The organism is Stutzerimonas sp. 21-1 (assembly GCF_056336065.1).
Genome location: NZ_CM150500.1, coordinates 624,871 through 646,858 on the forward strand (window position 1 = coordinate 624,871; position 21,988 = coordinate 646,858).

The following is a 21,988-nucleotide window of genomic DNA, read 5'->3' on the forward strand; positions in this document are numbered from 1 at the left end:
GTTGGTGATGAAAGTTCGTGCATCGGTGAAAAGGCTGTGCCGTAACTGCAAGATTATCCGTCGCGACGGTGTCGTGCGCGTGATTTGCAGCGCGGAGCCGCGTCACAAGCAGCGCCAAGGCTGATTGTGTAGAAGCGTGATAACCCGGCAGCTAGTGTGCTGCCGGGTTGAATATTTGTTTTTACAGCGTTAATATCTCGCGCCCTTTTCTTGGCTTCCGGGGCGTAGGTAGCTGTCAATTGGAGTTTCACTGAATGGCCCGTATTGCAGGCGTCAACATTCCGGATAACAAGCACACTGTTATCTCGCTGACCTACATCTACGGTGTTGGTCGCACCCGTGCACAGGAAATCTGTGCCGCTACCGGTGTGAATCCGGCAGCAAAGATCAAGGATCTCTCCGACGAGCAGGTCGAACTGCTGCGCGGTGAAGTCGGCAAGTTCATCGTTGAGGGCGACCTGCGTCGCGAAGTCAACATGAAAATTAAGCGCTTGATGGACCTGGGTTGCTACCGCGGCCTGCGTCATCGTCGTGGTCTGCCTGTGCGCGGTCAGCGTACCAAGACCAACGCGCGTACCCGTAAGGGCCCGCGTAAGCCGATCCGCAAGTAATCGCGTAGGAATTTAGTCATGGCAAAACCTGCTGCTCGTCCTCGTAAGAAAGTCAAAAAGACAGTGGTTGATGGCATCGCCCACATCCATGCGTCTTTCAACAACACCATCGTGACCATTACCGACCGTCAGGGCAATGCGTTGTCCTGGGCGACTTCGGGTGGTTCCGGTTTCCGCGGCTCGCGTAAGAGCACTCCGTTCGCTGCCCAGATCGCTGCCGAGCGTGCTGGTCAGGCTGCCCTGGAGTACGGCCTGAAGAACCTCGACGTCAACGTCAAAGGTCCAGGTCCGGGTCGTGAGTCCGCCGTGCGTGCTTTGAACGCATGTGGTTATAAAATCGCCAGCATCACCGACGTGACGCCGATCCCGCACAACGGGTGCCGTCCGCCGAAGAAGCGCCGCGTGTAATCAGGAGACAGTAAAGAATGGCTCGTTATATTGGTCCCAAGTGCAAGCTGTCTCGTCGTGAAGGCACTGATCTCTTCCTGAAGAGTGGTGCGCGCGCGCTCGAATCCAAGTGCAACATCGAAACTCCGCCTGGCGTTCATGGTCAGCGTCGTGGCCGTCTGTCCGACTACGGCACCCAGCTGCGTGAGAAGCAGAAAGTTCGCCGTATCTACGGTGTGCTGGAGCGTCAGTTCAGCGGTTACTACAAGGAAGCAGCCAGCCGTAAGGGTGCTACTGGCGAGAACCTGCTGCAGCTGCTCGAGTGCCGCCTGGACAACGTCGTGTATCGCATGGGCTTCGGCTCTACTCGTGCCGAATCGCGTCAGCTGGTTTCGCACAAGTCGATCAGCGTCAACGGTCAGACCGTGAACATTCCGTCCTACCAAGTGAAGGCGGGTGATGTGGTTGCCGTTCGCGAGAAGTGCCGTAATCAGCTGCGTATCGCCCAAGCCCTCGAACTGTGCGCTCAGCGCGGTCGCGTTGAATGGGTCGAGGTAGATGCCGACAAGAAATCCGGTATTTTCAAGAGTGTTCCGGCTCGCAGCGATCTGTCCGCCGACATCAACGAAAACCTGATTGTCGAGCTCTACTCCAAGTAAGGGCTAGAAAATAGGTGTATCCATGCAGAGTTCGGTAAATGAGTTCCTGACCCCCCGCCATATTGATGTGCAGGTGGTCAGTCCGACCCGTGCCAAGATTACGCTCGAGCCGCTCGAGCGTGGTTTTGGCCACACCCTGGGCAACGCGCTGCGTCGTATCCTGTTGTCCTCTATGCCCGGCTGCGCTGTGGTCGAGGCCGAGATCGACGGTGTGCTCCACGAGTACAGCGCCATCGAGGGCGTGCAGGAAGATGTCATCGAAATCCTGCTCAACCTCAAAGGTATCGCCATCAAGCTGCACGGCCGTGATGAAGTGACCTTGAGCCTGGTGAAGAAGGGCGCGGGCGCTGTGACCGCTGCCGATATCCAGCTGGATCACGATGTCGAAATCGTCAATGGCGATCACCTGATCGCCAACCTGGCGGCCAATGGCTCGATCAACATGAAGCTCAAGGTCGCTCGCGGCCGTGGTTACGAGCCGGCTGATGCGCGTCAGAGCGACGAAGACGAAAGCCGCAGCATTGGCCGTCTGCAGCTCGATGCGACCTTTAGTCCGGTGCGTCGCGTGGCTTATGTGGTCGAGAACGCGCGCGTCGAGCAGCGCACCAACCTGGACAAGCTGGTCATTGACCTGGAAACCAACGGCACGCTGGATCCCGAAGAGGCGATCCGTCGTGCGGCGACCATCCTGCAGCAGCAGCTGGCTGCGTTCGTCGACCTGAAGGGCGACAGCGAGCCGGTGGTTGTTGAGCAGGAAGACGAGATCGATCCGATCCTGTTGCGTCCGGTTGACGACCTGGAACTGACCGTACGTTCGGCCAACTGCCTGAAGGCGGAGAACATCTACTACATTGGTGACCTGATTCAGCGCACTGAAGTAGAGCTGTTGAAAACGCCGAACCTGGGCAAGAAGTCCCTGACTGAGATCAAGGACGTTCTGGCTTCGCGTGGTTTGTCCCTCGGTATGCGCCTGGACAACTGGCCGCCGGCAAGTCTCAAGAAGGACGATAAGGCCACTGCCTGATCGTCCCCAGTAACCGAACTGAACGTTTGGTAAGGAATTTCAATCATGCGTCATCGTAAAAGTGGCCGTCACCTGAGCCGCACCAGCGCCCACCGCAAGGCCATGTTTCAGAACATGGCGGTGTCGCTGTTCGAGCACGAACTGATCAAGACCACCCTGCCGAAAGCCAAGGAACTGCGCCGCGTTGCTGAGCCGCTGATCACCCTGGCCAAGGAAGACAGCGTCGCCAACCGTCGTCTGGCTTTCGATCGCACTCGTTCGAAGGCTGCCGTAGGCAAGCTGTTCAACGATCTGGGCAAGCGTTACGCCACCCGTCAGGGCGGCTATCTGCGTATCCTCAAGTGCGGTTTCCGCGCTGGCGACAACGCTCCGATGGCTTACGTCGAGCTGGTTGACCGTCCGGTCGCCGGTGAGGTTGAAGCCGCCGAGTAACGCTTCGGCGTTATCAGAAAAACCGAGTCCTTGGGCTCGGTTTTTTTATGACTGAAAGATTTGCTCTATCGAACGCGTTGACCTTCATCATTAGTCGACGTTTCGCTGGCTCCCTATGATGGATCTCAACCAGCCGGTGTCATACCGCTTCTGGATGTTTGAAATCCGCCAAGGAGATGCAGCCATGACCGATAAACCCAAATTGACGACCGTTGCCGGTGCTCCGGTGTGGGATAACCAGAATTCGCTTACCGCTGGGCGCCGCGGGCCAATGCTCCTGCAGGATGTCTGGTTCCTGGAAAAGCTCGCTCACTTCGATCGCGAGGTGATTCCCGAGCGGCGCATGCACGCCAAGGGCTCTGGTGCCTTCGGCGAGTTCGTGGTGACTCACGACATCACTCGCTACACCAAGGCGGCCATCTTCTCGGAGGTTGGTAAGCGCACGCCGTTATTTGCCCGTTTCTCCACTGTGGCCGGTGAGCGTGGCGCTGCTGATGCCGAGCGGGATATCCGCGGTTATGCGCTGAAGTTCTACACCGAGCAGGGCAACTGGGACATGGTGGGCAACAACACCCCGGTGTTTTTCTTCCGTGATCCGCTGAAATTCCCCGACCTCAACCATGCGGTCAAGCGTGACCCGCGCACCAACATGCGCAGCGCGAACAATAACTGGGATTTCTGGACGGGCCTGCCCGAGGCGTTGCATCAGATCACTTACGTCATGGGCGATCGCGGTATTCCGGCGTCCTATCGGCACATGCACGGCTTCGGTTCGCACACCTACAGCTTCATCAGCGCCGACAATCAGCGCTACTGGGTCAAGTTCCACTTCAAGACCCAGCAGGGCATCAAGAACCTGACCGACGCCGAGGCTGCCGCAATCGTCGCCAATGATCGCGAAAGTTCGCAGCGTGATCTGTTCGAGGCGATCGAGCGGGGCGAATATCCGCGTTGGACCATGTACGTGCAGATCATGCCGGAAGCCGAAGCTGCGTCTTATCGGTTCCATCCGTTCGATCTGACCAAGGTCTGGTCGAAGAAGGACTATCCGCTGATCGAGGTCGGCTACTACGAGCTCAACCGCAATCCGGACAACTATTTCCAAGACGTCGAGCAGGCGGCATTCACCCCGGCCAACGTGGTGCCCGGTATCAGTTTCTCGCCGGATCGCATGCTGCAAGGCCGTCTTTTCTCTTACGGCGATGCGCAGCGCTACCGTCTGGGCGTCAACCATCACCAGATTCCGGTTAATGCGCCGCGCTGCCCCGTGCACAGTTATCACCGCGATGGCGCGATGCGGGTAGATGGTAACCACGGTGGCCGGCTGCACTACGAGCCCAACACCTACGGCGAATGGCAGCAGCAACCTGACTTCAGCGAGCCGCCACTGGCGCTTGACGGGGCAGCCGATCGCTACGACTACCGTGCGGACGACGCCGATTACTTCACGCAGCCGGGTGATCTGTTCCGACTGATGAAGGCCGACGAGCAGCAGCGCCTGTTCGATAACACCGCCCGGGCGATGCAGGGCGTGGAGCGGCATATCAAGCTGCGCCACATCAAACACTGCTACCTGGCCGATCCGGCCTATGGTGCGGGTATAGCCAAGGCTGTCGACCTGCCGCTGGCGGAGGCGCTGGCCTGAGACGCTGAGGAACAAAAAAAGCCCGCAGCGTGCTGCGGGCTTTTTTATGCGCCGAGCTGCGTTATCGGGTGCGTGCCCGATCGCGCTCCAGTAGCGGTTTGAGGAAGTGTCCGGTATGCGACTGCGACGTCGCCGCGACATCCTCCGGAGTGCCGCTGGCGATGATCTGTCCGCCCTTGGAGCCGCCTTCGGGGCCGAGGTCGACCAGCCAGTCCGCAGTCTTGATCACGTCCAGGTTGTGCTCGATGACGACCACGGTATTGCCATGATCGCGCAGACGGTGCAGCACATCGAGCAGCTGCTGGATGTCGGCGAAATGCAGGCCGGTGGTCGGCTCGTCGAGAATGTAGAGGGTCTTACCGGTATCGCGCTTGGATAGCTCGCGTGACAGCTTGACCCGCTGCGCCTCGCCGCCGGACAACGTTGTCGCGCTCTGGCCGAGCTTGATGTACGACAGGCCGACATCGATCAGCGTCTGCAGCTTGCGCGCCACCGCTGGCACCGGATCGAAGAATTCCCGCGCCTCCTCGATGGTCATGTCGAGCACCTCGGTGATGCTCTTGCCCTTGTACTTCACTTCCAGGGTTTCACGGTTGTAGCGCTTGCCCTTGCAGACGTCGCAGGGCACGTAGATGTCCGGCAGGAAGTGCATCTCCACCTTGATCACGCCGTCACCCTGGCAGGCCTCGCAGCGCCCGCCCTTGACGTTAAAGGAGAAGCGCCCCGGACCGTAACCGCGCGAGCGGGCTTCCGGCACGCCGGCGAACAGCTCGCGGATCGGCGTGAACAATCCGGTGTAGGTTGCCGGGTTGGAGCGCGGTGTGCGGCCGATCGGGCTCTGGTCGATATCCACGACCTTGTCCAGATGCTGCAGGCCGTCGAAGCTGTCGTGGGGCGCCACTTCCAGCGTGGTGGCGCCGTTGAGGGCGGTAGCGGTGATCGGGAACAGCGTGTTGTTGATCAGCGTCGACTTGCCCGAGCCGGATACCCCGGTGATGCAGGTCAGCAGACCGACCGGAACTTCCAGGTCGACGTTGCGCAGGTTGTTGCCGCGTGCGCCTTTGAGTTTGAGCAGCTTCTGCGGATCGCGCGGGGTGCGTTGCGCCGGGTACTCGATCTGTACGCGACCGGAAAGGTACTTGCCGGTCAGCGAATCGGGATGCGCCATGACCTCGTCCGGCGTGCCTTCGGCGACGATGCGCCCGCCATGCACACCGGCGCCAGGGCCGATGTCCACCACATAGTCGGCGAGGCGGATGGCATCCTCGTCGTGCTCCACCACGATCACCGTGTTGCCGATATCACGCAGGTGGCGGAGGGTGCCGAGCAGGCGCTCATTGTCGCGCTGGTGCAGGCCGATCGACGGTTCGTCGAGGATATACATGACCCCAACCAGTCCCGCGCCGATCTGGCTGGCCAGGCGGATACGCTGTGCCTCGCCGCCGGAAAGAGTGTCGGCGCTGCGGTCCAGGGTCAGGTAGTCGAGGCCGACGTTGACCAGGAACTGCAGGCGTTCGCGAATCTCCTTGAGGATCTTGTCGGCGATCTCGCCGCGCCGGCCGGGCAACGACAGGATGCCGAAGTAGTTGGCGGCGTCGCCGATCGGCAGTCCGGTGACGGCCGGCAGGGTCTTGTCGCCGACCCACACATGGCGAGCCTCGCGCCGCAGGCGGGTGCCCAGGCACTCGGGGCAGTGCTGGGTGCTCAGGTACTTGGCCAGCTCCTCACGCACGGAGTTGGATTCGGTCTCGCGGTAGCGCCGCTCGAGGTTGGGGATGATGCCTTCGAATGGGTGCGAGCGCGTGACGATGTCGCCGCGGTCGTTGAGGTAGCGGAACTCCACGTTCTGCCTGCCGCTGCCGTACAGGATCACCTTCTGCTGGTCGGCTGGCAGTGCGGCGAAGGGCTCGTCGAGGCTGAAACCATAGTGAGCGGCCAGCGAACCGAGCATCTGGAAGTAGTAGACGTTGCGCCGGTCCCAGCCGCGGATGGCGCCTTCAGCCAGTGTCAGCTCGCCGTTGACCAGTCGTTTGGCGTCGAAGAACTGTTTGACGCCCAGGCCGTCGCAGGTCGGACAGGCGCCGGCTGGATTGTTGAAGGAGAACAGCTTGGGTTCGAGTTCGCTGATCGAGTGACCACAGATCGGGCAGGCGAAGCGCGCGGAGAAGATCAGGTCCTCGGCGCCGTCGTCTTCCATCGAGGCGACCAGCGCGATGCCGTCGGCCAGCTTCAGGGCCGTCTCGAAGGATTCGGCCAGGCGCTGCTGCAGATCGGCGCGTACCTTGAAGCGGTCGACCACCACCTCGATGGTATGCTTTTTCTGCTTGTCCAGCTTCGGCAGTTCATCCAGCTCGTACAGCCGACCGTTGACCCGGGCGCGCACGAAGCCCTGGGCGCGCAGTTCGTCGAATACTGCGAGGTGCTCGCCCTTGCGCTCGCGGATCACCGGCGCCAGCAGCATCAGCTTGCGTCCTTCGGGCTGTGCCAGCACCTGATCGACCATCTGGCTGACGGTTTGCGCCTCCAGCGGGGTGTCATGATCGGGGCAGCGCGGCGTACCGACTCGCGCGTACAGCAGGCGCAGGTAGTCGTAGATTTCGGTGATGGTGCCGACGGTCGAGCGCGGGTTGTGCGACGTGGACTTCTGCTCGATGGAAATCGCCGGAGACAGCCCTTCGATGGTGTCGACGTCGGGCTTTTCCATCATCGACAGGAACTGCCGGGCATAGGCCGACAGCGACTCGACGTAGCGGCGCTGGCCTTCGGCATAGAGCGTATCGAAGGCCAGCGAGGATTTGCCGGAGCCGGACAGGCCGGTTATCACGATCAGCTTGTCGCGCGGCAATGTGAGGTCGATGTTCTTCAGGTTGTGGGTGCGAGCCCCACGAATCAGAATCTTGTCCAAAGCAGCCTCGCGTGGCGGGCGGAAACACGGAAGTATAAGGCCGGCCGGATTGCGGCAACAGCGCGCGCCCGTGCCCGGCAAGAAGATGGCTGTTAGAATCGCCGCCCGGTTCATTCAAGCGAGACCCTTCATGCAGGATCCCTACAGCGAGCGCATGAGCGCGAGCGAAACCCGTGCTGCAACCGGACTGTCCCTGGTTTTCGCGTTTCGGATGCTCGGCATGTTCATGGTGCTGCCGGTGCTCGCGACCTACGGCATGGACCTGGAGGGCGCCACGCCGGCGCTGATCGGGCTGGCCATCGGTGCCTATGGTTTGACCCAGGCGGTGCTGCAAATTCCCTTCGGCATGCTGTCCGATCGCTTTGGTCGATTGCCGGTGATCTATGTTGGGCTGGTGCTGTTTGCGGCCGGCGCGGCGCTGGCGGCGACCGCCGACTCCATCGGCGGCGTGATTGCCGGACGCATATTGCAGGGTGCCGGGGCGATCTCCGCCGCGGTGATGGCGCTGCTGTCGGACCTGACCCGTGAGCAGCATCGCACCAAAGCCATGGCGATGATCGGCATGAGCATTGGCCTGTCGTTCGCCGTGGCGATGGTGGTCGGCCCGCTGTTGACCCGGGCCTTCGGGCTTTCCGGGCTATTCTGGGTCACCGCCGGTATGGCGTTGCTCGGCGCGCTGATCATCGCCACCCTGCCGCGCGCGCAGGGGCATCTGCGCCACCGCGAATCCGGTGTCGCGCGTCAGGCGCTCGGCCTAACGCTGCGTCACGCCGAGCTGCTGCGCCTGGATTTCGGTATTCTGGTGCTGCACGCGATCCTCATGGCCAGCTTCGTCGCCTTGCCGTTGGCGCTGGTGGAGCAGGGCGCGCTGCCCAAGGACGAGCACTGGTGGGTCTACCTCACCGCGTTGCTGGTCGGCTTCGTCGGCATGATTCCGTTCATCATCTATGGCGAAAAGAAGCGTCAGATGCGCCGCGTATTGCTCGGCGCGGTGAGCGCGTTGCTGGCCTGCGAGTTGTACTTCTGGCTGTTCGGCAGCGGGCTGTGGCCGCTGGTGATCGGTATGGTGGCGTTCTTCACCGCGTTCAATCTGCTGGAAGCGTCGCTGCCGTCGCTGATCAGCAAGGTCGCACCGGCGGGTGGTAAGGGCACCGCGATGGGGGTGTACTCGACCAGCCAGTTCCTCGGTGCCGGCGTCGGCGGGATCGTCGGTGGCTGGCTGTATCAGCACGGCGGCCTGGCGATGGTCTTCATCGGTTGTGCCGTGCTCTGTGCGCTGTGGTTGTGGGTGGCCTTCGGCATGCGCGAGCCGCCTTATGTCACTAGCCTGCGTCTGCCGCTGTCGGCTCGCGCGCTGGCCGATAGCGAACTGGCCGCCCGCCTGCTCGGCGTGCCGGGAGTGACCGATGCGCTGATCGTCGCCGACGAGGCCGCCGCGTACGTCAAGGTGGATACGCAGGTTCTGGATCGGGCGGCGCTCGACCGGTTGCTCGCATAGCCAGCCGACAGCCTGTGCGGTAGCCGTGCTTTTTGCCGGCGCAGCGGCTCGAGCCGCTCGCGCCGGTTGGCCCCCTAGGGGCGGTAAGGTAAGATTCGCGGTCATTGGCCTGCTCCTCGCGGCAGGAGCGTTTACAGCGCGCCCATCAAATCAACGTTCCAGAAAGGAGTTACCCATGGCCAGAGGGGTGAATAAAGTCATCTTGATCGGCAATGTCGGCGGTGATCCGGAAACCCGCTACCTGCCCAACGGCAATGCGGTAACCAACATTACCCTGGCCACCACCGACAGCTGGAAGGACAAGCAGACCGGTCAGCTGCAGGAGCGTACCGAGTGGCATCGCGTCGTGCTGTTCGGCAAGGTCGCCGAGATTGCCGGCGAGTACCTGCGCAAGGGCTCGCAATGCTACATCGAGGGCCGCCTGCAGACCCGCGAGTGGGAAAAGGATGGCGTCAAGCGCTACACCACCGAGGTTGTGGTCGACATGAACGGCAGCATGCAGCTGCTTGGCGGTCGTGGCGGTAGCTCCGACGACGCGCCGCGTCAGCCGCGCCCGCAGCGTGAGCCGCAGCAGCAGGCGCCACGCGCCCAGGCTCAGCCGCAGCAACGTCCGGCCGCGCAACAGCCGGCACCGGACTACGACAGCTTCGACGACGATATCCCGTTCTAGAGGCTACTGAATGCGAATGCGCCTGATGCTGTTGGGCGGCGGCAATGCCCTGGGTCAGGCGCTCATCCGCCTGGGTGCCGAGGAAGACATCGGCTTCTTCGCACCCTGTCCCCCCGCCCAGGGCTGGGACGCTGCCAGCCTCACCCAGTTGCTCGACGACAACCGTCCGGATGTTGTCATCAACCTGGCCTACTACTTCGACTGGTTCCAGAGCAGTCTGGTCGACGAGCAGGTGCTGATCCGTCAGGGACGCGCCGTTGAGCGACTGGCCGAACTCTGCCAGCACCATGACTTCATCCTTCTGCAGCCTTCGAGCTATCGCGTATTCGATGGCGCGCGAACCACTGCCTACAGCGAAAAGGACGAACTGGCGCCGCTCGATTCGCGCAGCCGGGCGCTCAGCGAGTTTGAGCAGAGCGTGCGGGCGCTGTGTCCACGGCACGTGTTGCTGCGGTTTGGCTGGTTGCTCGACGAGAGCGCCGACGGGATCCTCGGGCGTTTCCTGCGTCGGCTGGAGGAGGGCGTATCGATAGAGCTCGCCGACGATCGGCGCGGCAATCCCACGCCGGTGGATGACGCGGCGCGGGTGATGCTGGCGGTCATCAAGCAGCTCGACTGCCAGGCGCCGCTGTGGGGCGTCTATCACTACGGTGGCCACGAAGCGTCGACGCCACTGCTGGTCGGTCAGGCGATTCTCGCCGAGGCGGGAAGACACCGGTCGCTCGATGGCGAAATCCTGGTGCCAACCGCACATGCCGACTGTTCCGATGCAGAGGACGAGCCTCAGCACGGCGTGCTGGCCTGCAAGAAGATATTCAATACCTTCGGGATCAAGCCACGCGCCTGGCGTGCTGGCTTGGCGCCGCTGCTGGAGCGCTATTACCGTCATGGCTGAACGTCCGGTCCTGATTACCGGCGGGGCCGGTTTCATCGGTTCCAATCTGGTCGATGCCTTGCTCGCGCGCGGTTATGCGGTGCGGGTGCTGGACAATCTGTCGACTGGAAAGCGCAGCAATCTGCCGGATGACTCCCGGTTGGAGCTGATCGTCGGCGACGTGGCAGATACCGCCTGCGTTCGCCAGGCGCTGCAGGGGTGTCGTGCGGTGGTGCATCTCGCTGCGGTGGCGTCGGTCCAGGCGTCGGTAGACGATCCGCTGGGCACGCACCAGAGCAACCTGATCGGCACGCTGAATGTCTGCGAAGCGATGCGCGCCGAGGGCGTACGCAGGGTGCTGTTCGCGTCCAGCGCGGCGGTATACGGCAACAACGGCGAGGGCGAGGCCATTGACGAGGACACGCCGAAGGCACCGCTGACGCCCTATGCCGCGGACAAGCTGGCCAGCGAGCACTATCTGGACTTCTACCGCCGTCAGCATGGCCTGGAACCGGTGGTTTTCCGTTTCTTCAACATCTTCGGGCCGCGCCAGGATCCGTCTTCGCCGTACTCCGGGGTCATCAGCATTTTTACCGAGCGTGCGCAGAAGGGCTTGCCGATTGCTGTATTCGGCGATGGCGAGCAGACCCGCGATTTCGTCTATGTCGGCGATCTGGTCGAGGTGCTGGTACAGGCGCTGGAGTCACCCGAGGCAGTGGAAGGCGCGGTGAACGTCGGGCTGAGCCGTGCGACCTCGCTGAACCAATTGCTCGAAGCGATCGGTGAAGTGCTGGGCGGGCTACCCGCGGTCACCTACCAGGCGCCGCGTCCGGGGGATATCCGCCACTCCCGGGCGAACAATACCCGGCTGCTGCAGCGCTATCGCCTGCCGGAGCCGCCGACGGGGATGCGCGAAGGGCTAGCCCGGTTGCTGGGGCTGTAAGTTCAGGAAACGAAAAAGGCGCCGATCGGCGCCTTTTTCTTGTCTGCAATGCGGCGGATGCCGGTTTCGTCAGAACTTGTAGCCGAGGCCGACCATGTAGACGAAGGGATCTACGTCTACGTCGACTTTGACTTTGGTGTTGCCAGCATAGGTCGTGCCGGTGGTATCGATGTCAATGTAGCGAAGTTGCGCGTTGAGCATGACATTCTCGGTCAGCATGTAGTCCATGCCCACCTGGGCGGCCAGGCCCCAGGAATCCTTCATGTCCAGACCGCGGAAACCGGCTCCCTCGGCTTCGCTGCTCAGTTCATCGTCAAAGAACCACGTGTAGTTAATGCCGGCGCCTACATAGGGCTGGAACGCTGAGGTCTTGTCGAGCGGATAGTAAACGACGCTCAGAGTCGGCGGCAGGTGCTTGATCTCGCCCAGCTTCAATCCACCCAGGCCTTTGGTGCCTACGTCATGACTGAACGGGGATGCAGCCAGCAGTTCGATACCGACCTTGTCGGTCAGCATGTAAGCGAAGTTAAGGCCGAGCTGAGTGTCGCTATCCAGAGTGGCAGCAGTGCCTGCAGCGGCGACGCCACCAATTTTGACGTTGCCACTATCCTCACGCGGATCAACCGTAATCGCACCGGCGCGAACGATGATGTCCCCGGCCTCGAAGGCCTGGGCGAAGGGGGCGGCCAGCGCCAGGGCCAGCGCGGAAGCGGTGAACAGGGTCTTGCGCATAGTGGTTGCTCCATCTTGTGTTAGCTGCGATGGGGCCATGGTATTGAGTAGCTTGCTGTCGAATTTGACTCAGCTCAATGAAACGCACGCCCCGGCCTGCGACGTATTGCCCGGGTTGCGCTGCGTCAATGGGAAGATGATAATGTTTCTCTTTTGAGTTAGACCTCCTGCAAGGATCCCCCATGTCTTCGTTCATCCCCCGCCTGCTGGCGGTTGCCGTGTTGCCGTGCTGTCTGAGCTCGGCGCCACTGATGGCAGCTTCCCTGGATGCCGCGCTGACCGAGAGCGAGCGGCTGTCAGCCGAGGCCGCGGCTTCGCAGCAACGCATCGAGCAGCTTGATGACGCCACCCGGCAGATGCTCAACGAGTACCGCAGCGCGCTGCAGCAGACCGAGGCACTGAAGGCCTACAACAAGCAGCTGGTCGAGCTCACCGCCGCGCAGCGCAAGGAACTGGAGGGATTCCAGCGCCAGCTGGACGGCATCGAGCGCACCCAGGAAGCGGTGACGCCGCAGATGGGGCGGATGGTCGAAGTGCTGGGCGAGTTCATCGCTGCTGACCTGCCGTTCCTGCCGGAAGAGCGCGCCGATCGCCTGGCCGGACTGCAGGATCTGTTGCCGCGTGCCGATGTGAGTCTGGCGGAGAAGTACCGCCGCATTCTCGAGGCCTATCAGATCGAGAGCGATTACGGACGCACGCTGGAAGCCTGGCGCGGCGAGCTGCCGGTCGAGGGCGGCGCGCGCAGCGTCGAGTTCCTGCGTCTGGGGCGGGTCATGCTCTATTACCAGACGCTGGATGCCCACGAGAGCGGCTGGTGGAATCCGCAGACGCGCAGTTGGCAAGTGCTCGACGGCGACGCGCGCCGCCCGATCACCCAGGCCATCGCCGTGGCCCGGCAACAGCAGGCGCCGGCCTATCTGGAACTGCCCGTCAAGACCCTGGCCGAGGAGGCCGCGCAATGAGCCGTCTGTCGTACCTTCTTGCCCTCGTGCTGCTGCCCGTGCTGTCGCACGCCGCCGAGCCGCTGAATCCCGATCAATTGCTGCAACGCATCCGCAGCGAGCGGGCGGCCGAAGTCAGCGCCATGCAGGCGCGCGAGCAGGCGTTCGTCAGCGATCGCAGCGAGCAGGCGCAGCTGCTGGCGCGCGCCAAGGCCGAGCTTGACCGCGAGAAGGCCGAGGCCGAGCGACTGAAGGCCGAGTTCGATCGTCAGGAAGCCGCGCTGGCCGAGCAGGAGAAATTGCTGGCGCAGCGCGTCGGCCACCTCGGCGAGCTGTTCGGCGTGGTGCGCCAGAGTGCAGGCGACATCGCCGCACAGTGGCAGGACAGCCTGCTCAACGTGCAGTACCCGGAGCGTCTGCAGCGCCTGCACAGCCTGGCCGAGAGCCGTGCGTTGCCATCCGCCGACGATCTCGACGGCTTCTGGATGGCGCTGCTGGAAGACCTCGCCGCCAGCGGTCGGGTCGAGCAACTGACGCTGCCGGTCGTCGCCGCCGATGGTCAGCGCAGCGAGCAGCCGGTGTTGCGCGTCGGCAGCTTCTCCGCGTACGGCCAGAATGCCTTCCTGCGTTACGACGCCGGCTCGGGCCAGCTGCTGGCGCCGGCGCGGCAACCGTCCGGCATGGGACTGGTGAACGACTATCTGGACAGCGATGCGGCGCTGGCCGCATTGCCGGTCGATCCGAGCCGCGGCACGCTGCTGGCGCAGCTGCAGCTCGAGCCGGACTTCTGGACACGTCTGCAGCAGGGCGGCCTGGTGGGCTGGGTGATCGTCGCCCTGGGTCTGTTCGGTCTGTGTCTGGCGGCGTGGCGGATGGTCTATCTCGCCGGCGTCAGTCGCAAGGTGAGCGGCCAGATGCGTGATCTGAACAATCCGCGCGCCGACAATCCGCTGGGTCGCATCATCGGCGTGCTTGGCCCCAAGCCGCAGCTCGCCGATCTGGAAACCCTCGAACTCAAGCTCGACGAAGCCATCCTGCAGGAAACCCCGCCGCTGGAGCGTGGCCAGCCGCTGCTCAAGCTGCTGACCGCCGTGGCACCGCTGCTCGGCCTGCTGGGCACGGTGACCGGGATGATCGTCACCTTCCAGGCCATCACTCAGACTGGCGGCGGCGACTCGCGGCTGATGGCCGACGGCATCTCGCAGGCGCTGGTGACCACTGTGCAGGGCCTGGTGGTGGCGATTCCGCTGCTGTTCCTGCATGCACTGCTGGCCAGCCGCAGCAAGGCGCTGATCCAGATTCTGGAGCAACAGAGCGCCGGGCTGATCGCCCTGCACCTGTCCGGAGCGCCGCGTCGTGACTGACATGCACGGCCTGTGGCTGCGCCTGGTCGACAGCGGGCATCTGCTGCTCGACTTCATGGGGGCCGGCGGCATGGTCATGTGGGCGCTGGCGCTGCTCTGCGTGCTGTACTGGACGCTGGTTTTCGAGCGTGTCTGGTACATGCGCCGGGTGTTTCCGCACTGGGCCGACGACCGCCGCCGGGCCTGGGAGTATCTGGTCGATCAGCCTGGCGTCTGGCAGCGCGCCGTGCGCACTGCCTGGCTGGCGCAGGCGCAGCAGCAGCTGGCCGGACCGCTACGCCTGAGCAAGGCATTGGTCGCGCTGTGCCCGCTGCTCGGCCTGCTCGGCACGGTCAGCGGCATGATTGCAGTATTCGACGTGCTGGCGCTCAACGGTACCGGCAACCCGCGCGGCATGGCCGCGGGCGTCTGGCAGGCGACCCTGCCGACCATGGCCGGCATGGTGCTGGCCATTACTGGATTGTTCAGCCTGGCGCGCCTCGAGCGCATCGCCCGGCTGTCGCTCGACCGGCTGGCCGACCAGCTGCGTCACGATTGAGGATTTCTGGATGCGCATGCGTCGCCATCATTACCAGCAGGACGAAGACACCGGCATTGACCTCACGCCGATGCTCGACGTGGTGTTCATCATGCTGATCTTCTTCATCGTCACCAGCTCTTTCATCAAGGAGTCCGGCGTCGAGGTGCAGCGTCCACAGGCGAGCACCGCCAGTGCGCAGGACAAGGGCAACATCTTCATCGCGGTGACCGCCGACGGTCAGGTCTGGATCGACAAGCAGGCCGTCGATGTACGCAGCGTGCGCGCGCATGTCGAGCGCATGCGCGTCGATCAGCCGGAAGGCGCTGTGGTGGTGCAGGCCGATCAGGATGCGCGCACCGGGCTGGTGGTCCAGGTGATGGACCAGGCGCGCCAGGCGGGCGTGCATGATGTGGCCCTGGCCGCCAGCACGGACGCGCAGTGATGGCAGCGCTGGTGCGCGTGGTGCTGTCCTTCATCGCCGCCTGCGTGGTGGCGCTGTTGCTGTTCGCGTTGATGCTGAGCATGGTCAGCCCGCCGCGCAGCAAGGTGGAGCGGGAGCCGGTGGCGATCGCCAACTTCGTGCGCATGGACGGGCGCGACGAGAGCAGCGCCAGCCGTTCGCGCCAGCAGGCGCCACAGCCGCCGCAGCCGAAAACACCGCAACCGCCCACACCGCCGACGCCGAACATGGCCAGTCCGGATGCCAGTCTGCCGAAGCTCGATCTCGATCTGCCGAATATCGACTCGGGCATCTCGGTGGCGGCCGCTCCGGCGCCGAGCCTGTCCGGGCTCAGCGCCGCGGCGGCCAGCGCAGTCGCGGCGACGGCGGGGCCGGCAGCCTCCAGCGCCGTGGCCGGTGGTCAGTCCGGCGGACCCGAACATGAGGTGATGCCGCTCAATGACGTGCGTCCCGAATATCCCTATCGTGCGCGCCAGCAGGGGATCGAAGGGCACATCAAACTGGCCTTCACCATCAACCCGCAGGGCCGGGTGGAGAACATCCGCGTGCTCGAAGCCTCGCCGCGCAACGTCTTCGACCGCGAGGCGCGTCGCGCGGCGGCGCGCTGGCGCTTCGCCCCGCGTACCGAGAATGGTGTGGCGGTATCGCGTGAAGCGGTGAAAACCCTGCACTTCCGCCTGCAAGGAGAACGCTGAGATGCCTCGTCTGCTGGTCCTGCTGCTGTTCTGCTTCAGCTGCGCGGCGCACGCCGCGCAGAGTATCGATCCGGCGATCTTCGCCGCACTCGAGCGCGCGCAATCGGCACAGGCCAAGGGCGATTACCCGGCGGCGCGCCAGGCGCTGAGCGGTGTCGAAGCGAAGGCGGGCAGCGCGGAGGAAGCATTGCTCTGGCGTAGCCGCGGTTATCTGGCCTGGGCCGAGGGCAACAATCGGCAGGCGCTGGAGTGGCTGGACAAGGCCGTCGCCAGCGGCAAGCTGGACGAGCAGTTGCTGGCCGGCGAACGGCTCAACCTGGCGCGGCTCAACCTGGTCGAAGGGCGTTTCGCCAAGGTCGTCAGCCTGCTGGCGAAGGCCGACCAGGCCGACGAAGACGTACTGCAGATGCTGGTGCAGGCCTATCAGGGGCTCGGTCAGCATGCCAAGGCACTGCCGCTGGCCGAGCGCTACATGCAGGCCAATCCGCGCGCGGACGACATCTGGCTGCAGTTCCTGGTTGCCGGCAACGCCGAGCTCAAGCGCTATGCCGCGGCCGAGCGCTGGCAGCGCCAGTTGTTGCTGCGGCATCCCGAGCAGGTGAAGGTCTGGCGCCAGCTGGCGGGGCTGCAGCAGCTCGCCGGTGCCGAGGATAAGGCGCTGGCGACGCTGCGCACCGCGCACGCCAAGGGCTTGCGCTTCAGTGAGGCCGAGCTGGACAACCTAGTGTTGCTGGCCAGCGCCGCCAACCAGCCGTGGCAAGGCGCCAAACTGTTGGAGGGCATGCTCGAATCCGGCCTGCTGACGAGTAACGGCACCCGCCGCGAGCGGCTGGGCATGCTGTGGTGGCAGGCGCGCGAGCGCGGTGCGGCGGCGAAAATTTATCGCGAGCTGGCCAACCAGTCGGGCGCCGCCAAGTTCTGGATGAATGTCGCCCAGCTCGAGCTGGAGCAGGCGCACTGGCAGGCCGGGCTGGACGCGCTGAAGCAGGCCGAGCGTGCTGGCGCCGAGCGCCGCAAGGTGCGCGCCTGGCGGCAATGGGCCGAGGACGAACTGAGCTTCGAGCGCGAACGCCAGGTCGCCCGCGCCGGCTGAGCGTCAGCCCGGGCTTTCAGTCCAGCTCGTACAGTTCGATCGTCTGCGCGACCATCCGGTAACCCGCCTCGGCCAGTTCACTGCTGGTCGGCTCCACCTTCAGCGGCCCCTCGATCCAGTACGGCTGATACAGCTGGTCGACCCTGACGCCCAGCTCGCTGGTGGCGTGCACGATCTGGTTCGACGGCGGGGGCGGCACGTGGATGCAGGCGCCGAAGTAGGGCACCAGCAGGAACTCGATCACCCGACCTTCGCCATCCATCTCCAGCGGCACGATGTAGCCGGGCAGCCGGGCGACGATGCCGTCCAGCGCCTCGACCACCGGCGCGGCCGGCGACTGCTGGCGGGCGGCTGGGCCGGTCTCCGCCGCCAGCGCGTCGGCCAGCTGCGACAGATCGTGCAGCGGCGTCGGCGGTGGCGGTGGTGGCGCACCCTCGGGGATCAGTTCCGACCATTGCAGCAGGCGCGCCTCGCCAGCGAAGGCGGCAGGCAGGATCAGCAGCAGGATGAACAGTAAACGCGACATGGATGTACTCACACTCTGATCGACAGGCCGTCGGTCAGCGATTGGCGATAGGCGCGCCAGGCGGGCACCGCGCCCATCAGCACGGCTGCCAGCAGGATCGCGCCGAGCAGGCGCCATTCATAGCCGCTCGGCCAGCCGAACGGCAGATACAGGCCATAAAACTGCTGCAGCGGCGCCTGCGCCACGGCGATGCTGACATACAGCAGCGTCAGTCCGAGCGCCGCGCCGGCCAGCGCCAGGGCGAACGCCTCGATCACCAGCAGCCCGGCGATATGCCAGGGCCGCGCGCCCACCGAGCGCAGAATCGCCATCTCCCGGCGGCGCTCATTGAGGCTGGTGAGAATTGCGGTGAGCATGCCGATCAGTCCGGTCAGCACGACGAACAGCGAGACCACGAACAGCGCCTGTTCGGCGGTGCCCATCAGGCTCCAGAGCTCCTGCAGCGCTACGCCGGGCAGCACCGCCAGCAGCGGCTCGCCGCGATACTGGTTGATCTCGCGCTGCAGGGCGAAGGTGGCGATCCGGCTGTTCAGGCCGAGCAGCACGGCGGTGATCTGCTGTGGCTGCAGGTCGAGCGCGCGCGCCTGCTCGGCGCTCACCCGCCCGGCGCCGCGGGCCGGCACACCGCCGCGCCAGTCGACATGCAGCGCCTCCATGCCGGCGAGGTTGATGTGCAGCGTGCGGTCTACCGGCGTGCCGGTGCGGCGCAGGATGCCGACCACGCGGAACGGCTTGTCGTCGTGCTGCACCATGCTGACCTTGGCCACGCCATGCGCCAGCACGATCCGCTCGTCCAGCCGGTAGCCCAGGCTCTGCGCGACTTCGGCACCGAGCACCACCTCGAACGGATCGTCGGCAAACGCGCGACCCTCGGCCAACTGCAGCGGCTGCTGGCGGCCGAAGCGGTAATGCTCGAAATACGCCGGGCTGGTGCCCAGTACGCGGTAGCCACGGTGCGAGTCGCCCAGCGAGAGCGGGATCGCCCACTTTACCTGCGGGTGGCCGGCCAGCTGCTGATAGCTGTCCCAGCGGATGTTGTTGGTGGCGTTGCCGATGCGGAACACCGAGTACAGCAGCAGATTCACCGAACCGGAGCGCGCGCCGACGATCAGGTCGGTGCCGCTGATGGTGCTGGCGAAGCTGGCGCGCGTCTCGCTGCGTACCCGCTCGACGGCGAGCAGCAGGCACACCGACAGCGCGATGGCGAACACGGTGAGCAGGGCGGTGAAGCGGCGGTTGTTCAGGCTCGCCAGCGCCAGGCGCAAGAGGTACATGCCTCAGACCTCCGCAACGCGCGCGGCGCGGTTGAGTTCGGCCAGCGTCAGGCTGCGGTCGAAATGCGGCGCCAGGCTCTGGTCGTGGCTGACGAACAGCAGGCTGGCCCCGGCGGCGCGGCATTCGCTGAATAGCAGGTCGAGGAAGGCGTCGCGGCTGTCGGCGTCCAGCGCCGAGGTCGGCTCGTCGGCGATCACCAGCTCGGGCTGGCCGATCAGTGCTCGCGCGGCGGCGACCCGCTGCTGTTGGCCGATCGACAGCGTATCGGCGCGTCGCGCCAGCAGTGTCGCCGGCAGGCCCAGCTGTTCGAGCAGGGCTGCCGCCGCTTGGGGCAGTCCACCGTGGCGCCGGATCGCCCGGCGCGCACGTAACTGCGAGAAGCGGCAGGGCAGGCAGACATTCTCGTGCACCGGCAGGAACGGCAGCAGGTTGAACTGCTGGAAGATGTAACCGGTGTGATCGACACGAAAACGGTCGCGTGCACCGGCGGACAGGCGGCCGAGGTCTTCGCCGAGCAGGCGCACGCTGCCGCGGCTGGCGCGCTGCACACCGCCGATCAGTCCGAGCAGGGTGGTCTTGCCGCTACCGGAAGGTCCCTTGAGGAACAGGCTTTCGCCGCGCGCTAGGCGGAAGCGGGGAATGTCCAGCAGCTCGGGTTGGCCGGGCCAGGCGAAGCCGAGGTCGTCGAGTTCGAGCAGGTCGGAGGCTGGCATCAGAACGGTAGCTGCGCGTGGTCCGGCGTTAGCTCGGCGCCCTGCTGGCCGCGCGGGCCGATCAGCTGGACCTGAATCCGCTCGGTTGCCGGAAAGCGCTCGAAGAGCGTGCGCAGATCCAGTGCCTGTAGCGCCTCGGGATGGCGGCAGTCGAGGCGATAGCGCGCTTCGATGTCGCTGTGCCCATCGGCGCGGGCGGCGGGCTCGGGCTCGCTGGGCGCGGCGTCACCATCGCGGCGCTGATAGCCGGCGTGCGCGCCACCCAGCAGGTCGCCCTGCAGTTCCTGTTCGCTGACGTCGCAAGCGGCGGCTGCCGGCAGGCCGAACAGGACCAGCGGCTGCTCCAGCTGCTGGCGGGTGTGCGCTATCTGCGCTTCGTCCGCCGCGCTGGCGGGGACGTGCTCGAAGCCCAGCAGATTTGCCGCCGGGCTGTGCAGTGCCAGCTCCAGAGCGGTGCCGTCCAGCGCCACATCGAGGTGAGCGGTGCCGTGCTCGTGGGCGCCCAGACTGGCGGCGGCATCGTGTTCGTGGTGGTCGTGGCCGTCCTGTGCTTGGCTGTAATTGAGAGGCAGCAGAACGAATGGCAGAGCGAGCAGCAGCGGGCGCATGGTCGGTTCCGGGAACTGAAAAGGTGGTTACGTTATAACGCCTTTTTGCGTCGACTGGCCAGCCCGTCGCGGTCATGGGAGCATGCGCCGCGCTACCGAAGGAGAGCAGCATGATTCGTATCCGTGGGCATATCGGCGAGTGGCCGGTCGATCTGAATATCGAGCTGGACGAGCAGGACTGGGCGCAGCTGGCGCGCAATCTGCCGCTGGCACCCAGCGAGCGCGTCATCGACGCCGCGCCGTCTGCCGACGACAGCCTGTGGCACACCGCGCGCGAGCGCCTGCGCCGCGCGGGCCGGCTGGACGGCCCCGAACTGTTTGCCGAGCTGGAGGCGCTGACCGGCAGTGCTTCGATGGCCAAGCGCCTACTGGTGCGGCTGCGCCACTGCGATCAGGTGCGGGTCGAGAACGGCACGGATACCGCGAGCTACCACTGGATCGGCGAAGGCTGCCCGGCGTCCTGACGAGTCAGTAGATCGCCTGGTACAGCTTGCGGCGGTACAGCGTGACCAGCGGATGGTCGCCGCCGAGCAGATCGAAGACCTGCAGCAGCGTCTTGTGCGGCAAGCCTTCGGCATAGCCGCGGTTGCGCACGAACAGTTTGAGCAGGCCGTCGAGCGCCGCTTCGTATTGCTGACGGGCGAGCTGCTGGATGGCCAGCTGATAGGCGGCCTCGTCATCTTCGCCGTTCTGCGCCAGGCGGCTTTTCAGCGTGGCGACTTCCGGCAAGTCGTTGGCCTGGCGCAGGAAGGTCAGCTGGGCGCGTGCGCCGGCCAGCGCCTGCTTGTGCTCGTCGCCCTTGACGGCATTGAGCACGGTTTCCGCTTCGCCCAGCTCGCCGCGTTCGGCCAGGCAGCGGGCGTACAGGATCAGCCCCGCGGCGTTCTCGTTGTCCTCGCCGAGCAGTTGCTGCAGCTGCGCTTCGGCCTCGGCGAAACGACCTTCGGCAAACGCCGCCTGCGCACTTTCCAGCAGATTGCCCTGCGGCGTGGCCGGTGCCTGTACATGGGGTTCGAGCATGGTGCGAATGGCCGACTCCGGCTGCGCGCCGGCGAAGCCGTCCACCGGCTGGCCGTCCTTGAACAGCACCACGGTGGGCAGGCTGCGGATACCGAAGCGGGCAACGATGTCCTGCTCGATATCGCAGTTGACCTTGGCCAGCAGCAGCTCGCCCTGGTACTCCTCGGCGATCTTCGCCAGCAGCGGCATCAGCGCCTTGCAGGGCGCGCACCACTCGGCCCAGAAATCCACCAGCACCGGCTTGTGGAAGGAGTTTTCGAGCACCAGCTGTTCAAAGCTGGCGGTGGTGACATCGAAGATATAGGGCGTCTGGCTCATCGGGATTCTCGGGCGGCGAAAGACGTGAAAGCTCGGCATGTTAAGTGGGGACGCCGGGTGCGGGAAGCAAGGGCG

Annotated in this window: 25 protein-coding genes; 18 read left to right on the forward strand and 7 right to left on the reverse strand. The window is 64.7% G+C overall.

Annotation, left to right across the window (positions count from 1 at the left end; genetic code table 11):
- Positions 1–7: 7 nt before the first annotated feature.
- From rpmJ to AC0ZJQ_RS02975, 7 genes are all read left to right on the forward strand, one after another.
- A complete protein-coding gene (gene rpmJ, locus AC0ZJQ_RS02945; RefSeq protein ID WP_008570596.1) occupies positions 8–124 on the forward strand; it encodes a 50S ribosomal protein L36 in 117 nt (38 codons plus the stop codon).
- 130 nt (positions 125–254) lie between these two features.
- Positions 255–611: a 30S ribosomal protein S13 gene (rpsM, locus tag AC0ZJQ_RS02950; protein WP_003289190.1), complete on the forward strand. Its 357-nt coding sequence runs from the start codon at positions 255–257 to the stop codon at positions 609–611.
- An 18-nt stretch (positions 612–629) separates the two neighbouring features.
- Positions 630–1,019 carry a 30S ribosomal protein S11 gene (gene rpsK / locus AC0ZJQ_RS02955; protein WP_003281811.1) on the forward strand — a complete coding sequence of 130 codons (390 nt, stop codon included), beginning with the start codon at positions 630–632 and terminating at the stop codon, positions 1,017–1,019.
- 17 nt (positions 1,020–1,036) lie between these two features.
- Positions 1,037–1,657: a 30S ribosomal protein S4 gene (rpsD, locus tag AC0ZJQ_RS02960; protein ID WP_003289188.1), complete on the forward strand. Its 621-nt coding sequence runs from the start codon at positions 1,037–1,039 to the stop codon at positions 1,655–1,657.
- A 22-nt stretch (positions 1,658–1,679) separates the two neighbouring features.
- Positions 1,680–2,681 (forward strand): DNA-directed RNA polymerase subunit alpha, encoded by a 1,002-nt coding sequence (locus tag AC0ZJQ_RS02965; RefSeq protein WP_003289187.1) that lies wholly within the window; start codon positions 1,680–1,682, stop codon positions 2,679–2,681.
- Positions 2,682–2,726: 45 nt separating this feature from the next.
- A complete protein-coding gene (rplQ, locus tag AC0ZJQ_RS02970; protein ID WP_003289185.1) occupies positions 2,727–3,113 on the forward strand; it encodes a 50S ribosomal protein L17 in 387 nt (128 codons plus the stop codon).
- Between the two features lie 184 nt (positions 3,114–3,297).
- Positions 3,298–4,758: a catalase gene (locus tag AC0ZJQ_RS02975; RefSeq protein ID WP_043298097.1), complete on the forward strand. Its 1,461-nt coding sequence runs from the start codon at positions 3,298–3,300 to the stop codon at positions 4,756–4,758.
- A 61-nt stretch (positions 4,759–4,819) separates the two neighbouring features.
- Here the strand turns inward: AC0ZJQ_RS02975 and uvrA are convergent, their stop codons facing one another.
- Positions 4,820–7,663, reverse strand: a complete 2,844-nt coding sequence (gene uvrA / locus AC0ZJQ_RS02980) for an excinuclease ABC subunit UvrA (RefSeq protein ID WP_314019676.1) — start codon at positions 7,661–7,663, stop codon at positions 4,820–4,822.
- Between the two features lie 130 nt (positions 7,664–7,793).
- On the opposite strand from uvrA, the gene AC0ZJQ_RS02985 reads away from it, so the two are divergent.
- The 4 genes from AC0ZJQ_RS02985 (at position 7,794) to AC0ZJQ_RS03000 (ending at position 11,648) form a co-directional block, all read left to right on the forward strand.
- Positions 7,794–9,161: an MFS transporter gene (locus AC0ZJQ_RS02985; RefSeq protein WP_155551429.1), complete on the forward strand. Its 1,368-nt coding sequence runs from the start codon at positions 7,794–7,796 to the stop codon at positions 9,159–9,161.
- Positions 9,162–9,336: 175 nt separating this feature from the next.
- The gene (locus tag AC0ZJQ_RS02990) at positions 9,337–9,831 is read left to right on the forward strand and encodes a single-stranded DNA-binding protein (protein WP_008570591.1); all 495 of its coding nucleotides are present in this window, start codon (positions 9,337–9,339) and stop codon (positions 9,829–9,831) included.
- Positions 9,832–9,841: 10 nt separating this feature from the next.
- Positions 9,842–10,726 (forward strand): sugar nucleotide-binding protein, encoded by an 885-nt coding sequence (locus AC0ZJQ_RS02995; RefSeq protein WP_237264324.1) that lies wholly within the window; start codon positions 9,842–9,844, stop codon positions 10,724–10,726.
- The gene (locus AC0ZJQ_RS03000; protein ID WP_418651755.1) at positions 10,719–11,648 is read left to right on the forward strand and encodes an NAD-dependent epimerase/dehydratase family protein; all 930 of its coding nucleotides are present in this window, start codon (positions 10,719–10,721) and stop codon (positions 11,646–11,648) included. The genes AC0ZJQ_RS02995 and AC0ZJQ_RS03000 overlap by 8 nt, the downstream gene beginning before the upstream one ends.
- Positions 11,649–11,717: 69 nt before the next feature.
- On the opposite strand, the gene AC0ZJQ_RS03005 is transcribed toward AC0ZJQ_RS03000, so the two are convergent.
- A complete protein-coding gene (locus AC0ZJQ_RS03005) occupies positions 11,718–12,380 on the reverse strand; it encodes an OmpW family outer membrane protein (RefSeq protein WP_301619778.1) in 663 nt (220 codons plus the stop codon).
- A gap of 182 nt (positions 12,381–12,562) precedes the next feature.
- On the opposite strand from AC0ZJQ_RS03005, the gene AC0ZJQ_RS03010 reads away from it, so the two are divergent.
- Genes AC0ZJQ_RS03010 through AC0ZJQ_RS03035 form a run of 6 tightly spaced genes read left to right on the forward strand, consistent with a single transcriptional unit; the run spans position 12,563 to position 17,453 of the window.
- Positions 12,563–13,342 carry a DUF3450 domain-containing protein gene (locus AC0ZJQ_RS03010; RefSeq protein WP_476477310.1) on the forward strand — a complete coding sequence of 260 codons (780 nt, stop codon included), beginning with the start codon at positions 12,563–12,565 and terminating at the stop codon, positions 13,340–13,342.
- On the forward strand, positions 13,339–14,685 hold the full coding sequence (locus AC0ZJQ_RS03015) for a MotA/TolQ/ExbB proton channel family protein (RefSeq protein WP_476477311.1): 1,347 nt from the start codon (positions 13,339–13,341) through the stop codon (positions 14,683–14,685). Before AC0ZJQ_RS03010 ends, AC0ZJQ_RS03015 begins: the two co-directional genes overlap by 4 nt.
- A 1-nt stretch (position 14,686) precedes the next feature.
- Positions 14,687–15,223, forward strand: coding sequence for a MotA/TolQ/ExbB proton channel family protein (locus AC0ZJQ_RS03020; RefSeq protein ID WP_178099714.1), 537 nt, complete (start codon positions 14,687–14,689; stop codon positions 15,221–15,223).
- 10 nt (positions 15,224–15,233) lie between these two features.
- Complete coding sequence (locus tag AC0ZJQ_RS03025; protein ID WP_102827719.1) at positions 15,234–15,647, forward strand: ExbD/TolR family protein; 414 nt, start codon at positions 15,234–15,236, stop codon at positions 15,645–15,647.
- Positions 15,644–16,360 carry an energy transducer TonB gene (locus AC0ZJQ_RS03030; RefSeq protein WP_102827718.1) on the forward strand — a complete coding sequence of 239 codons (717 nt, stop codon included), beginning with the start codon at positions 15,644–15,646 and terminating at the stop codon, positions 16,358–16,360. The genes AC0ZJQ_RS03025 and AC0ZJQ_RS03030 overlap by 4 nt, the downstream gene beginning before the upstream one ends.
- 1 nt (position 16,361) lies before the next feature.
- On the forward strand, positions 16,362–17,453 hold the full coding sequence (locus tag AC0ZJQ_RS03035; protein ID WP_476477312.1) for a tetratricopeptide repeat protein: 1,092 nt from the start codon (positions 16,362–16,364) through the stop codon (positions 17,451–17,453).
- Positions 17,454–17,469: 16 nt separating this feature from the next.
- Here AC0ZJQ_RS03035 and AC0ZJQ_RS03040 read toward each other — a convergent pair whose 3' ends face one another.
- The 4 genes from AC0ZJQ_RS03040 to AC0ZJQ_RS03055 are packed head-to-tail and all read right to left on the reverse strand — an operon-like array spanning position 17,470 to position 20,575.
- A complete protein-coding gene (locus tag AC0ZJQ_RS03040) occupies positions 17,470–17,979 on the reverse strand; it encodes a DUF3299 domain-containing protein (protein ID WP_138300992.1) in 510 nt (169 codons plus the stop codon).
- A gap of 8 nt (positions 17,980–17,987) precedes the next feature.
- Positions 17,988–19,253 (reverse strand): ABC transporter permease, encoded by a 1,266-nt coding sequence (locus AC0ZJQ_RS03045; protein WP_167135859.1) that lies wholly within the window; start codon positions 19,251–19,253, stop codon positions 17,988–17,990.
- 3 nt (positions 19,254–19,256) lie between these two features.
- Positions 19,257–19,967 (reverse strand): ABC transporter ATP-binding protein, encoded by a 711-nt coding sequence (locus AC0ZJQ_RS03050; RefSeq protein WP_167135861.1) that lies wholly within the window; start codon positions 19,965–19,967, stop codon positions 19,257–19,259.
- The gene (locus tag AC0ZJQ_RS03055) at positions 19,967–20,575 is read right to left on the reverse strand and encodes a DUF2796 domain-containing protein (protein WP_167135863.1); all 609 of its coding nucleotides are present in this window, start codon (positions 20,573–20,575) and stop codon (positions 19,967–19,969) included. The genes AC0ZJQ_RS03050 and AC0ZJQ_RS03055 overlap by 1 nt, the downstream gene beginning before the upstream one ends.
- Positions 20,576–20,685: 110 nt before the next feature.
- Between AC0ZJQ_RS03055 and AC0ZJQ_RS03060 the strand changes: the two genes are divergently transcribed.
- On the forward strand, positions 20,686–21,039 hold the full coding sequence (locus AC0ZJQ_RS03060) for a hypothetical protein (RefSeq protein ID WP_102827712.1): 354 nt from the start codon (positions 20,686–20,688) through the stop codon (positions 21,037–21,039).
- A gap of 4 nt (positions 21,040–21,043) precedes the next feature.
- On the opposite strand, the gene trxA is transcribed toward AC0ZJQ_RS03060, so the two are convergent.
- Positions 21,044–21,913, reverse strand: coding sequence for a thioredoxin (trxA, locus tag AC0ZJQ_RS03065; RefSeq protein WP_008570575.1), 870 nt, complete (start codon positions 21,911–21,913; stop codon positions 21,044–21,046).
- Positions 21,914–21,988 lie beyond the last annotated feature (75 nt).